General features: G+C 63.9%; 10 protein-coding genes. 2 read left to right on the forward strand and 8 right to left on the reverse strand.

Translation table 11 applies throughout. From position 1 onward, the window contains the following. Positions 1 to 124: 124 nt before the first annotated feature. The 5 genes from CAG22_RS12220 to CAG22_RS12240 form a co-directional block, all read right to left on the reverse strand. Positions 125 to 2560, reverse strand: a complete 2436-nt coding sequence (locus tag CAG22_RS12220) for a TonB-dependent siderophore receptor (protein ID WP_085705538.1) — start codon at positions 2558 to 2560, stop codon at positions 125 to 127. Between the two features lie 220 nt (positions 2561 to 2780). Next, positions 2781 to 3737: a FecR domain-containing protein gene (locus CAG22_RS12225; RefSeq protein ID WP_085705539.1), complete on the reverse strand. Its 957-nt coding sequence runs from the start codon at positions 3735 to 3737 to the stop codon at positions 2781 to 2783. After that, complete coding sequence (locus tag CAG22_RS12230) at positions 3734 to 4252, reverse strand: RNA polymerase sigma factor (protein ID WP_085591343.1); 519 nt, start codon at positions 4250 to 4252, stop codon at positions 3734 to 3736. Before CAG22_RS12230 ends, CAG22_RS12225 begins: the two co-directional genes overlap by 4 nt. 227 nt (positions 4253 to 4479) lie before the next feature. Further along, positions 4480 to 5190, reverse strand: a complete 711-nt coding sequence (locus tag CAG22_RS12235; RefSeq protein WP_075044380.1) for a PolC-type DNA polymerase III — start codon at positions 5188 to 5190, stop codon at positions 4480 to 4482. Continuing rightward, positions 5187 to 7124, reverse strand: a complete 1938-nt coding sequence (locus tag CAG22_RS12240) for a DUF294 nucleotidyltransferase-like domain-containing protein (protein WP_085692010.1) — start codon at positions 7122 to 7124, stop codon at positions 5187 to 5189. Before CAG22_RS12240 ends, CAG22_RS12235 begins: the two co-directional genes overlap by 4 nt. A gap of 116 nt (positions 7125 to 7240) precedes the next feature. Between CAG22_RS12240 and CAG22_RS12245 the strand changes: the two genes are divergently transcribed. Then, positions 7241 to 7780 (forward strand): response regulator, encoded by a 540-nt coding sequence (locus CAG22_RS12245; protein WP_025337423.1) that lies wholly within the window; start codon positions 7241 to 7243, stop codon positions 7778 to 7780. Between the two features lie 145 nt (positions 7781 to 7925). Here the strand turns inward: CAG22_RS12245 and CAG22_RS12250 are convergent, their stop codons facing one another. Continuing rightward, a complete protein-coding gene (locus CAG22_RS12250; protein WP_085618463.1) occupies positions 7926 to 10103 on the reverse strand; it encodes a malate synthase G in 2178 nt (725 codons plus the stop codon). A gap of 451 nt (positions 10104 to 10554) precedes the next feature. Here CAG22_RS12250 and CAG22_RS12255 point away from each other — a divergent pair, with 451 nt between their 5' ends. Then, on the forward strand, positions 10555 to 11073 hold the full coding sequence (locus tag CAG22_RS12255) for a glycine cleavage system protein R (RefSeq protein WP_085591348.1): 519 nt from the start codon (positions 10555 to 10557) through the stop codon (positions 11071 to 11073). A 250-nt stretch (positions 11074 to 11323) separates the two neighbouring features. Here the strand turns inward: CAG22_RS12255 and rarD are convergent, their stop codons facing one another. Further along, entirely contained in the window at positions 11324 to 12211 is an 888-nt protein-coding gene (gene rarD / locus CAG22_RS12260; RefSeq protein WP_013970552.1) for an EamA family transporter RarD, read from the reverse strand. A gap of 64 nt (positions 12212 to 12275) precedes the next feature. Continuing rightward, the gene (locus CAG22_RS12265) at positions 12276 to 13250 is read right to left on the reverse strand and encodes a serine/threonine protein kinase (RefSeq protein ID WP_075044386.1); all 975 of its coding nucleotides are present in this window, start codon (positions 13248 to 13250) and stop codon (positions 12276 to 12278) included. Positions 13251 to 13321 lie beyond the last annotated feature (71 nt).

Here is a 13321-nt window from a genome sequence, read left to right on the forward strand (position 1 = left end):
CCTGTTGGAAGCTGGGGCTGCTGCGCAGCCCTTTCGCGACACAAGGCCGCTCCTACAGGGGAGCACGTTTTCCTGTAGGAGCGGCCTTGTGTCGCGAAAGGGCCGCAAAGCGGCCCCCGTTCACTCAGAACTTGTAATTGACACTGGCCACCACGTTGCGCTCGTCGCCGTAGTAGCAGTAGTAACCGTCACAGGTAGACAAGTAGTCCTTGTTGAACAGGTTCTTCGCATCCACGGCTACGGTCACTCCCTTGAGAGTGCTGTTCAGGCGGCCCAGGTCGTAGTGCACCGATGCGTCGTAGACGGTGTAGGACCCCACATGCCCCCAATCGGTGTTAGTGGTATTACCGTAGGTATCGCCCACGTAGCGCACGCCAACGCCGACCCCAAACCCATCCAGTGGTCCGCTGTGCCAGGTGTAGTCAGCCCAGGCAGTGGCCTGGTTGCGCGGCACCTGCGCCATGCGCTTGCCTTTTTCGTCACTGGTGCCTTTGATGATTTCGCTGTCGTTGTAGGTGTACGAACCCACCAGTTTGAGGTTCTCGGTCACATCCGAGGTAGCCTCCAGCTCCAGGCCTTTGACACGCACTTCGCCAACCTGGCGGGTTACACCACCCTCGGTCACCGACATGTTCTCCTGCGTCAGGTCGAACACAGCAGCGGTGAACAGGCTATTGCTGCCTGGTGGCTGGTACTTGATGCCCAGTTCGTATTGCTTGCCTTCGGTCGGTTTGAAGGCATCGGTGCTGTTGACGGTGGAGCCGGTGGCAGCCTGGAACGACTCGGCATAGGAGATGTAAGGCGTCAGGCCGTTATCGAATACATAGCTGAGTGCTGCGTTACCACTGAATTTCTTGTCGCGTTGGGTGTTGGTGGCGTCGCCTTTGTTGTGGAAGGTGGTGCCGGTGTGCACCCAGTCCTCACGGCCACCAAGGGTCAGGCGCCAATTGTCCAGGGCCATCTGGTCCTGGATATACAGGCCGGTCTGCTGGGTTTTCTGGTCGTAGTCGTACATGTCGAAGTACTGAACGTTCGAGAAATCCTGACCGTAGATTGGGTTGTGGATATTGCTCGGTGGCACACCAGCCGAGCCCCAGCGCCAGCGGGCATTGCTGTCCGAGCGCTGGTGGTCGAGACCCAACAGCAGGGTATGGGCAACCTGGCCGGTCTGGAAGTCGGCCTGGAAGTTGTTGTCCAGGGCGAACTGGGAGATGTCCTCCTCGACGATACCGGCAGTGCGTTGCACGGTGCCATCGGCGCTGACAGCTTCGTCCGGGCCGGCTGGCCAGATCGAACCACCGGCGGTAATGCCCTTGAAGTCCAGTTCGTTACGCGCGTAGCGCAGGTTCTGACGGAACTGCCAGGTATCGTTCAGGCGAGTCTCGAACGCATAGCCCAGGTGGTAGTAGGTGCGGTCGTAGGACTCCCAATCCGGGTCGCCCAGGTTCTTGTGGTGCGAAATCTTGCCTGCGGGGCTATCCAGCTTGGTGCCTTGCAGTGGCAGGAACTGGCCGGTGATGCCGGTGTCATCGCGGGTGTACTGGCTGATGAACGTCAGCTTGGTATCGTCGTTGATGTTCCAGGTCAGGCTGGGCGCGATGTTGTAGCGCTTGTCCGGGATGTGGTCTACCGGCGCACCGCTGTCACGCACGGTGCCGCTCACTCGGTACAGGAACTGGCCTGCATCGTCGAGCTTGCCGGTGCTGTCGAAGTTGATCTGCTTGTGGTTGTTGCTGCCAACCTGGGCTTCGACTTCGTGGCTGCTTTCCAATTGCGGCCGACGGCTGGTCATGTCCAGCAGGCCGCCTGGTGGAGTCTGGCCGTAGACCGAAGAAGCCGGGCCGCGCAGCACGGCGATGCGCTCCAGGTTCCAGGGCTCGATCTTGGGGGTGGCGTAGTTGCCCTTGGGCAATGGCAGGCCATCGAGGAACTGGGTAGGCTCAAAACCACGTACCAGCAACCAGTCGCTGCGCGAGTCGGAGCCATAGCCGCTGCTTTGCACGCCAGCGGTGTAGCGAAGGGCATCGTTCAGGCTGAGCACCGGCCGGTCTTCCATCTGCTGGCGGGTGATCACGCTTACCGAGCGGGGGAGTTCGGCGATGGCGGTGTCGGTCTTGGTGCCAGCTGCTGTCCGGGCCGCGGTGTAACCTTCTACCGGCCCCCAGGCGCTTTCATAGTTGGAAGTCGCATTGATCGCAGTCTCCGGCAACGCCAGTGTCCCTTCCGGCGTAGCCACCAGGCTGTAACTGCCCACGCTGCTTTGCTGCAGCTGCAGGCCGGTGCCGCGCAGGGCGGCCTGCAGGGCACCAAGGCCATCGTACTGCCCGCTCACCGGGGCCGAGGTGCGACCACTGACCAGTGCCGGGTCGATGGCCAGGGTAATGCCGGACTGGCTGGCGATCTGGTTGAGAGTGGTGGCCAGCGGGGCGCTGGGCAGGTCGTAGGCGCGCTGAGCGGATTGCTCGGCGGCGAACAGGGCAGGGCTGGCCAATGGCGCGGCCACGGCGATGGCCAGGGCCATCAGGCTGGGGCGCAGGATACGATCAACAGCACGGAACATGCAGCGGCTCCTCGACGGATAAGTGCTTTCTGCTTCCTTGCCGAGCGAGATTTGAAAAGTGACAGGGCGAATCTGAAAAAAATTGAGAATTATTTGAAATTGGTTTTTGCCTGTACCGGCCCTTTCGCGGGCTTGCCCGCTCCCACAGGTACCACACAGGTTTCAAGCACGGTGGGGTACTTGTGGGAGCGGGCAAGCCCGCGAAGAGGCCGGTACAGGTTTATTTGGGAACGACGGTCACCCACCACGGCGTATGCCGCTCGACCTTCACCGGCAGTGCCGGCACCAGCGACGACAGCGCCAGGTCGGTGTCGGTCAGCGGGAAGCTGCCGGTCACCCGCAGGTCGGCGACTTGCTCGTCCACCCCAAGGTAACCGCTGCGGTACTGGCCGAGCGCGGCCAGCAGGTCAGCCAGGCGCACGTTGTCCACCACCAGCATGCCGCGGGTCCAGGCGTCGGCACCGGCTGGCACCGTGCCGATCCGGCCAAGGCCGTTAGCGTTCATCAGCACCTGCTGGCCTTCGCGCAGCACCTGTTCGTCGCCGCTGTTCAGCGGCATGGCGGCGACAGAGGCTTGCAGCACTTCGAGGCGCGTGCCGTCGTCCTCGCGGCGTACCAGGAAGCGCGTGCCCAATGGGCGCAGGCGGCCATCGTCGGTGCGCACCAGCAGCGGGCGCGGGTCCTGATGGCCGGTTTCGACCGAAATCTCGCCCTGGTGCAGCACGATCACCCGTTGCTCGCCGGCGTAGTCGATATCCACGGCAGAGTGGCTGTTCAGGCTCAGCAGGGTGCCGTCTTCCAGGCGCAGGGTGCGCAGCTCGCCGGTGGCGGTACGCTGGTCGGCCAGCCAGTAGCTCGGTGCCAGCGATGGTGCGCCGACCCAGGCCAGCAGCGAGCCCAAAAGAAACATGCCGGCCAGCCCGCCGCCAACCTTGCCGATACGTCGGCGCAGGCCGGCGCGCGATTGCAGCAGGGCCTGGCGTGCCGGGCCGGCAGCGGCGCTCACGCGCTGGTCCATGGCGCCGAGCTGGCGCCAGGCGCGGGCGTGCTCCTCGCTGGCGGCATGCCAGCGCATGAATTCGCTGCGCTCGTCGGGTGTGCCGCTGCTGTTGTCGAGGCTGAGTTTCCAGGCAATGGCAGCTTCCAGCACCCGCGACGAAACCGGTGCACTGCTCACGTCGGCTCCCCGTACAGGGCCACGTAGCACTGGCGCATGCCCTGGGCGATGTACTGGCGCACCCGCGACACCGAAACCCCCATGCGCTCGGCGATTTCGGCATGGCTCATACCGTCCAGGCGATTGTGCAGAAATGCTGCGCGGGCCTTGCTCGACAGCTTGCCGAGCAGGCGGTCGATGGCCTTGAGGTCCTCGAGGATCAGGTGCTGCACTTCCGGGGAAGGTTGTTCGGCTTCCGGCATCAGGGCCAGTTCGGCCAGGTAGGCCTGTTCCAGCGCGGCGCGGCGGAAGTGGTCGAACATCAGGCCCTTGGCCACGGCGGCCAGGAATGCGCGGGGTTCGCGGGGCGTATCCAGTTGCTCACGGCCGAGCAGGCGCACGAAGGTGTCCTGGCTCACGTCTTCGGCACGTTGGCGGCAGGCCATGCTGCGTTGCAGCCAGGCGAGCAGCCAGCCGCGGTGGTCGCGGTACAGCGCACCGACCAGATCGGCGTGTGGGCTCTGTGCAGAAGACAAGCAGCGTCCCCCCGGAACGAATGCATTAACTAACGATAATTATTCGCGATTGTTGCAGAGGGGAGGGGGTGGGTGCAATGGACGCTTATCGGATGGCCATCATGAAAAAGGCAGGTGGCCAATCGCCGGCAAGCCAGCTCCCACAGGAAACGCGTTGATTCTGGAACTTGTGCAGTACCTGTGGGAGCTGGCTTGCCGGCGATTGGCCCTGTCAGGTCAATACAAATCTACAGGCCGTGGTTGTGCACCTTGCGCCTGCGCCACCCACGCAGCCGCTGCTCCAGCTGCAGCGGGCTGTCCAGCTGCTGGCGCCGGGCCTGGCTGAACAGGATCAGCGCCAGCTCGGCGGTCACCAAGGCATCGGCGCTGGCATGATGGCGCTCCTCTACCTGCAGGCCAAACCGCGCCACCCAGTCATCCAGCCCGGCCTCGCGCAGCACTGTGTCGGGGTTGAGCATCGGTGCCAGCTCGGCAACATCCAGGAAGGGCGAGTGCAAGCGATAGCCCAGGCTTTCCTTCAGCGCACGAGCCAGCATGCGCTGGTCGAACGGCGCGTGGAATGCCAGCACCGGGCTATTGCCAATGAAGTCGAGCAGATCGAGCAAGGCCTCGGCCGGGTCGCAACCGGCAGCCAGGGCACTCGGGCCCAGGCCATGGATCAGCACGCTGGCGTTGGTCTTCTGCAAAGGCCGGTGCAGGGTGCGTTCGAACTGCTGGGCAAAGTCGATGGCGCCATCTTCGATGGCCACGGCGCCAACCGACAGCACCTGGTCACGGTTGGGGTTCAGGCCGCTGGTCTCCAAATCGAGCACCACCCAGCGCTGCTCGCGCAGGGTACACACCCCCAGGGGCGCGGCCTTGGGCAGCCGGGCCAGGCGCTGGCGCGTGGCATGGTCCAGTTCGGGCGCACTGGGGCGCAACCAGGCGAACAGGCTCATAGCTGGTACCGCAAGGCCAGGCTGCTTTGCAGGCGCTGGGCCTGGCGCAGGGACTCGCGCAGGATGCGCCGGTCCAGGTGGTTGAGGCTGTCCGGGTCCAGGCGGTTGGAATAGGGCAGGTTGTCGCGGGTCTGGCGCTGGTGCTGCTGCATGCGGGTTTGCTGGATGAAGTGGTAGGCCTCTTCATACGCTGCGCCGTCCAGTGCCTCGATCACGCCCTTGGCCACCAGCTGGCGCAGGCGTTCCAGGGTATTGCAGGCACCGATGCCGTTGGCCAGGGCCAGCAGCCGGGCACCATCGACGAAGGGCGTCAGGCCCTGGACCTTGAGGTCGAGGGTAGCGGCCTTGTCGTTGCCCTGGCGGGTCAGCACGAACTCGCGCAGGCGGCCCACCGGCGGGCGCTGGCGCAGGGCGTTGTCAGCCATCATGCGCTGGAAGATGCGGTTGTCGGCCACCTGCTCGAGCAGGCCTTGGCGCAGCTGCTCGCAACCTTGCTCGTCGCCCCACACTACGCGCAGGTCGAAATAGATGCTCGAGCCCAGCAGGTTCTCCGGGCTGGCTTCACGGACAAAACCGGCAAAACGCCGCGCCCACTCACTACGCGAAAGGCACAGCTCGGGGTTGCCGGCCATGACGTTGCCCTTGCACAGGGTGAAGCCGCACTGGGCCAGGCACTGGTTGATGTATTGCGCCAGCGGCAGCAGGCGGGCGCGGATGGCGTCGGCTTCGGCGCTGTCGGCGGCTTCGAAGAGGATGCCGTTGTCCTGGTCGGTGTGCAGGGTTTGTTCACGTCGCCCTTCGCTGCCAAAGCACAGCCAGCTGAACGGCACGCCCGGGTCACCGCGCTCGGCCAGCGCCAGTTCGATCACCCGGCACACGGTGTGGTCATTGAGCAGGGTGATGATCTGGGTGATCTGCGTGGAGGACGCGCCATGGGCCAGCATGCGCTCGACCAGTTGGCTGATTTCGCCGCGCAGCGAGACCAGGGTATCCAGGCGTGGCGCATGGCGGATGGTGCGCGCCAGGTGCACCAGGTCGACCCGTTGCAGGGAGAACAGGTCGCGCTCCGAAACCACACCGCACAGGCGTCGGTTTTCCACCAGGCATACGTGGGCGATATGCCGCTCGGTCATGGCCATGGCTGCGTCGAAGGCGCTGGCCTGGGGGCTGAGGTAGAACGGCTGGGCGGTCATGTGCCGCGCGATGGGCGCGCCCAGGTCGGCATCGGCCGCCGCCACCACCTGGCGCAGGTCGCGCAGGGTGAAGATACCGGTGGGGTAGCGCTGCGGGTCGACCACCACGATGCTGCCGACCTGCTGCTCGTGCATCAGCCGCACGGCGTCGCGCAGGGGCGTGTCGGGGCTGCACACCACCGGGTGGCGCATGGCCAGTTCACCCAGTGGCGTGTTCAGCGAATACTGGGTGCCGAGGGTTTCCACCGCGCGCTGGCGTACCTGCTGGTTGACCTGGTCGAGCAGGCTGCTGACCCCGCGCAGGGCAAAATCCCGAAACACTTCCGACATCGAGAACACGCGGATGAACGCGGCCTTGTTCAGCTGCAGGCAGAAGGTGTCCTCACCGGCCAAGTGCTCGGTACGGGTCGCTCGCTCGCCGAGCAGGGCAGCCAGCGGGAAGCATTCGCCGCTGGTGATTTCGAAGGTGGTCTCCACACCAGGCTTGACCAGGTGCTGGCGCTCACCCACCACGCGGCCCTGCTTGACGATGTAGAAGTGCTCGACCGGCCCGTCGGCAGGTTTGACGATGCTTTCGCCGCTGGCATAGAAGCGCAGCTGGCACTGTTCGACCAGGTAGGCCAGGTGGCTGTGTTCCATCTGGTTGAACGGCGGAAAACGCTGCAGGAACTGCAGGGTGCCCTGGATGTTCTGCAGCACTGCTGTCCTGCCCGCCTGGGTGTAGGCGTCCTTTTTGCTCATGAAACTGACCGTATCGCTATGCCGAACTATATATATCTATATATAGGTGCCGGCCATGTTGTTCTCTGCCTCCATGGTCGGCTTGCGGCGGGGTGGTGCCCATTGGACGTAAGTCTATGAGCGCCCCTGTCAAAGACCCGACGAAAGGCCAGCCGGGTTACGCAAGTTCTGCGGTCCTAATGCTGAAGCGGAATTTTTTTGACGAGATGAGCATGCCTGAGCAACACGACATCCTGAGCGACGCCGAGCGCGAGGCATTGGCAGTCGTAAGTGCGCCTGTGGCAGCCAAGCCACTGGTGCTGGTGGTGGATGACAATGCGGTGAATCGTGAGGCGCTGATCCTGTACCTGAAAAGCCGGGGGATCGACTGTGTCGGAGCGGATGGGGCCGAGGAAGCCAGGCTATACCTGCACTACCAGCAACGAATCGGCTTGATGATCACGGATTTGCGCATGCAGCCCGAGGATGGCCTGGACCTGATCCGGCAGATTCGCGAGTCGGAACGGGCGGCGTTGTCGATCATCGTGGTGTCGGGCGACACCGATGTGAAAGAGGCGGTGGATGTGATGCACCTGGGGGTTGTGGATTTTCTGCTGAAGCCGGTCGATCTGGACAGGTTGCTGGAGCTGGTGAAGAAAGAACTGAAGATCGAGTAGTGCAGGATTGGGGCTGCTTTGCAGCCCTTTCGCGACACAAGGCCGCTCCTACAAGTACCGCGCAAGGCTGAGGTCTGGCGCGTGCTTGTAGGAGCGGCCTTGTGTCGCGAAAGGGCCGCAAAGCGGCCCCTGTCGCAGATGTCGCTTACAACCCGTTACGCGCCTTGAACTCGCGGCGACGGCGGTGCAGTACCGGCTCGGTATAGCCGTTCGGCTGCTTGCCACCTTCCACCACCAGCTCTACCGCAGCCTGGAACGCGACGTTGTCGTCGAAGTTCGGTGCCATCGGGCGATACAGGGCGTCGCCGGCGTTCTGCTGGTCGACAACCACGGCCATGCGCTTGAGGCTTTCCAGCACCTGCTCCTGGCTGACCACGCCATGGCGCAGCCAGTTGGCCAGCAGCTGGGCCGAGATGCGCAGGGTGGCGCGGTCTTCCATCAGGCCGACGTTGTTGATGTCCGGCACCTTCGAGCAACCCACACCCTGGTCGATCCAGCGCACCACGTAGCCGAGGATGCCCTGGGCGTTGTTGTCCAGTTCGTTGCGGATCTCTTCGGCCGACCAGTTAGTGTCGGCGGCCAGCGGGATGGACAGGATGTCGTCCACCGACGCCGGGGTGCGCGAAGCCAGTTCACGCTGACGCGCCTGTACGTCCACCTTGTGGTAGTGCAAGGCATGCAGGGTGGCGGCGGTCGGCGACGGCACCCAGGCGGTGTTGGCACCGGCCAGCGGGTGGGCGATCTTCTGCTCGAGCATGGCCGCCATCAGGTCGGGCATGGCCCACATGCCTTTGCCGATCTGCGCACGGCCTTGCAGGCCGGTGGCCAGGCCGACGTCGACGTTGTTGTTCTCGTAGGCACCGATCCACTTCTCGTTCTTCATGGCGCCCTTGCGCACCACGGCGCCGGCTTCCATCGAGGTGTGGATTTCATCGCCGGTGCGGTCAAGGAAGCCGGTGTTGATGAACACCACGCGCTCGGCGGCGGCCTTGATGCACGACTTGAGGTTGACCGTGGTACGGCGCTCCTCGTCCATGATGCCGACCTTGACGGTGTTGCGCTTCATGCCCAGCAGGTCTTCGACCTGGCTGAAGATCTCGGCGGCGAAGGCTACTTCCTCCGGGCCGTGCATCTTCGGCTTGACGATGTACACGCTGCCGCTGCGGGTGTTCTTGCGGCTGGTGTTGCCATTGAGGTTGTGCAGGGCGATCAGGTTGGTGAACAGGCCGTCCTGGATGCCTTCGGGGATTTCGTTGCCTTGGGCGTCGAGGATCGCCGGGTTGGTCATCAGGTGGCCAACGTTGCGCACGAACAGCAGCGAGCGGCCGTGCAGGGTCACGCTGCCGCCGTTGGGCGCGGCGTACTCGCGGTCCGGGTTCATGGTGCGGGTGAAGGTCTTGCCACCCTTGCTCACGCTTTCGGCCAGGTCGCCTTTCATCAGGCCCAGCCAGTTGCGGTAGACGATCACCTTGTCGTCGGCGTCGACGGCGGCAACCGAGTCTTCGCAGTCCATGATGGTGGTCAGCGCCGATTCCATCAGGATGTCTTTCACGCCGGCGGCGTCGGTGCTGCCGACCGGGGTGCTGGCATCGACCTGGATTTCGAAGTGCAGGCCGTTGTGCTTGAGCAGCACAGCAGTCGGCGCGGCGGCATCGCCATGGAAGCCGATCAGCTGGGCGTCGTCGCGCAGGCCGCTGTTGCTGCCACCTTTCAGGGCAACTACCAGCTTGCCGCCTTCGATGCGGTAGCCGGTGGAGTCGACGTGCGAGCCGGCCGCCAGTGGCGCGGCTTCGTCGAGGAAGGCGCGGGCGAAGGCGATGACCTTGTCGCCACGTACCTTGTTGTAGCCTTGGCCTTTCTCGGCGCCGCCTTCATCGCTGATGGCATCGGTGCCATACAGCGCGTCGTACAGCGAACCCCAACGGGCGTTGGCGGCGTTCAGGGCAAAGCGGGCGTTCATCACCGGTACGACCAGCTGCGGGCCGGCCATGTGGGCGATTTCTTCGTCCACGTTCTGGGTGGTGGCCTGGAAATCGTCGGCTTGTGGCAGCAGGTAGCCGATTTCCTGGAGGAATGCTTTGTAGGCTACGGCGTCGTGGGCCTGGCCTTTGCGTGCCTGGTGCCAGGCGTCGATCTTGGCTTGCAGCTCGTCGCGCTTGGCGAGCAGGGCTTTGTTCTTTGGAGCGAGGTCATTGATGATCTTCTCTGCACCCGCCCAGAACTGCTCGGCGACGATGCCGGTCCCTGGGATGGCTTCGTTGTTCACGAAGTCGTACAGGACCTTGGCGACCTGAAGGCCACCGACTTGAACGTATCCAGTCATTGCTTGCCTCACTCTGCTCAGCTATTTCGCTCTTCTGTATTAAGCCTGTAGCGCTTCTCTAAACACGGCACCAGTGCATGCCCCCGAGTAAAGCCCCGAGCGCGGCTGGGTGCGGCCTGCCAGACCGGCTGGCAGACAGTGTGCGTATTTTCACAGGCGCCTTGGCAGACATCCAAACGACGTTTTGTAGTCCGCGCCACGGGATACTACATGAAGCAGTAGGCGGGGCAAAATCAGACTAAAAGCGCCGTTATGCGACCCGTTGGTCGCGTATGGTCACGCTGGGAGTGAGTATGTTCGCAAAAAACAGGTGGATTGTTCCAGATAAATCTTGAAACAGTACACGATTCGTTATGCGGATTGCCCTGCGGCAGGTTGCCGCGCCTTGCCTATACTGAGTCGATCCCCCGATTTTCTGCCGCACGGCGCGGTCCGACACGAGGAAGGGCTTGTGGATCATCTTGTACTGACTGTGATTGCCCCTGACAAGGCCGGCCAGGTCGAGCGCATTGCCCAGTGCATCGCCGACCACAGTGGCAACTGGCTGGAAAGCCGCATGTCGCGCATGGCCGGGCAGTTTGCCGGCATCCTGCGGGTGGCGGTGCCGGCGGAAAACTACGACGAGCTGGTTGCTTCGCTGCAGGGGTTGGTCCGATATGACATTCGCGTGCTGATCGCCGAGAGCGGCATCGAGCCGTCGTGTACCTGGAAGCCGATTGCCATGGAGCTGGTAGGTAATGACCGGCCGGGGATCGTGCGTGATATCACCCGCTTGCTGGCGGACCTGGGGGTGAACCTTGAGCGGTTTACCACTGAGGTGCGGCCGGCGCCCATGAGCAGCGAGCCACTGTTCCATGCCGATGCCTTGCTGGCATTGCCGTTGACCCTGTCGCTGGAGGATTTGCAGCAGAAGCTGGAGAGCCTGGCGGACGACTTGATGGTGGAGTTGAAGCTGCGGCCGGAGGATTGATCCGAGATTGCCGGGGCCGCGAAGCGGCCCCCCCTGCGGTTATCCCGATATCACGGGGAAGGCCCTGTGGATAACCTGGGGGTTCCCCTCTCCAGCCCAGGCCGCGCGCGCCTTGCACGGCTTTGATCAAAAAACACTCAGAAATCAGCAGCTTGTGCACAAAGCACGGGGACGAGGGTGTGGATAACCTTTGGAGATGTCTCTGCAGGCCACGAATCATAAGGCCTGCAGAGTTATGATCATTTTTTGATCAGCTGCGCTTGCGCAAACTGACCCACGCATCGACGCTGTAAATCGCCAAACCCGCCCAGATGAACATGAACGCCACCAAGTTACTCGACGACAAGTGCTCATCGAACAGCAGCACCGCCTGCAGCAGCACCAGGGTCGGCGCCAGGTACTGCAGGAAGCCCAGCGTGGTATACGGCAAGTGCCGCGCGGCAGCGTTGAAGCACACCAGCGGCACCAGTGTCACCGGCCCCGCAGCCATCAGCCACAACGCTTCGCTGCTGGTGTAGAACGCGCCCTGGGCACTTGTCGCCGCCGGGTGCAGCAACAGCCAGCCAAGGGCCAGCGGTACCAGCATCCAGGTTTCCACCACCAGGCCCGGCAGTGCCGCGACCGGTGCCTGTTTGCGAATCAGCCCATAGAAGCCGAAGCTCAGCGCCAGTACCAGCGACACCCACGGCAGGCTGCCCACCTGCCACACCTGCTGGGCCACACCCACGGCGGCCATGGCCACGGCCAGCCACTGCAGGCGGCGCAGGCGCTCGCCGAGAATCAGCATGCCCAGCAGCACATTGATCAGTGGGTTGATGTAGTAACCAAGGCTGGCCTCGAGCATGCGCCCGTTGTTCACCGACCATACGTAGGTCAGCCAGTTGCCGGCGATCAGCGCCCCGCTCAGGGCCAGGATGCCCAGCCGGCGCGGGTTGTCACGCAGTTCACGCCACCAGCCCGGGTGTTTCCACACCAGTAGCAGCAACGAGCCGAACAAAGCCGACCAGAGCACCCGGTGGACAATGATCTCCACCGCCGGGACGCTCTGGATTGCCTTGAAGTACAGGGGGAACAGCCCCCAGATGATGTAGGCGCTGAGGCCCAGTAGGTACCCGCGACGCGGGTTTGCGGCGTGCATGCAGAATCCTTGCTTAGGTAGCTAAATAAAGCGACGCCTATTGTAGACAGAGGTGGGCGTGCTTCTAGAACAATTTCAGCGGCGCTTCATCCAGTGCGGCCATTTGCTCGCGCAGGGCGAGAATCTGGTCTCCCCAGTAGCGTGGCTGGCCGAACCAGGGGAAGCTCGGCGGGAATGCCGGGTCGTCCCAGCGCCGCGCCAGCCAGGCGCTGTAGTGCAGCTGGCGCAGGGCGCGCAGGGGCTCGATCAGGGCCAGCTCGCGCGGGTCGAAGTCGTGGAACTCGTTGTAGCCGTCGATCAGTTCGGCCAGTTGCCCCAGGCGCTCCTCGCGGCTGCCGGCCAGCATCATCCACAGGTCCTGCACCGCCGGGCCCATGCGGCAGTCGTCGAGGTCGACCACGTGGTACACCTCGTCGCGGTGCATCAGGTTGCCGGGGTGCAGGTCGCCATGCAGACGGATGAGCTGGTGCGGCGTGCGGGCATAGATGTCCTCCACCCGCTTGAGCAGGTCGCGCGCCACCGATTCGAACGCAGGCAGCAGTTCCCGGGGGACGAAGTCGCCTTCCAGCAGGGTATTCAGCGATGCATGGCCGAAGTTGTCCACAGCCAGCGCTTCGCGGTGCTCGAACGGTTTGCTGGCGCCCACGGCGTGCAGGCGGCCGAGCAACTGGCCGAGGCGGTAGAGCTGGTCGAGGTTGCCCGGCTCTGGCGCGTGGCCGCCGCGGCGGGGGAACAGGGTGAAGCGGAAGCCCTGGTGTTCGAACAGGGTGCGGCCGTCGTGCTGCAGCGGGGCGACCACCGGCACTTCGCAGTCGGCCAGTTCGGCGGTGAAGCTGTGCTCTTCGAGGATGGCCGCGTCGCTCCAGCGGCCTGGGCGGTAGAACTTGGCGATCAGCGGTTGCGCGCCCTCGATGCCCACCTGGTAGACGCGGTTTTCGTAGCTGTTCAGCGCCAGCACCCGGGCATCGCTGAGAAAGCCCAGGCTTTCCACGGCGTCCAGGACCAGGTCGGGGGTAAGGGTGTCGAAGGGGTGGGACATGGTGGCTCCGGGGGTAGGCGGCGTGGGGGCCATGGTAACCCGTTATGCCTGTACCGGCCTCTTCGCGGGTA

Origin of the sequence: Pseudomonas sp. B8(2017), from assembly GCF_002113575.1 — a bacterium.
Lineage (GTDB): Bacteria > Pseudomonadota > Gammaproteobacteria > Pseudomonadales > Pseudomonadaceae > Aquipseudomonas > Aquipseudomonas putida_Z.

Coding starts and splice junctions, on each gene's coding strand:
- CAG22_RS12220 (WP_085705538.1), bottom strand. CDS start 2,560: ATGTTCCGTGCTGTTGATCGTATCCTGCGCCCCAGCCTGATGGCCCTG.
- CAG22_RS12235 (WP_075044380.1), bottom strand. CDS start 5,190: ATGAGCCTGTTCGCCTGGTTGCGCCCCAGTGCGCCCGAACTGGACCAT.
- CAG22_RS12240 (WP_085692010.1), bottom strand. CDS start 7,124: ATGAGCAAAAAGGACGCCTACACCCAGGCGGGCAGGACAGCAGTGCTG.
- CAG22_RS12245 (WP_025337423.1), top strand. CDS start 7,241: ATGAGCGCCCCTGTCAAAGACCCGACGAAAGGCCAGCCGGGTTACGCA.
- CAG22_RS12250 (WP_085618463.1), bottom strand. CDS start 10,103: ATGACTGGATACGTTCAAGTCGGTGGCCTTCAGGTCGCCAAGGTCCTG.
- rarD (WP_013970552.1), bottom strand. CDS start 12,211: ATGCACGCCGCAAACCCGCGTCGCGGGTACCTACTGGGCCTCAGCGCC.
- CAG22_RS12265 (WP_075044386.1), bottom strand. CDS start 13,250: ATGTCCCACCCCTTCGACACCCTTACCCCCGACCTGGTCCTGGACGCC.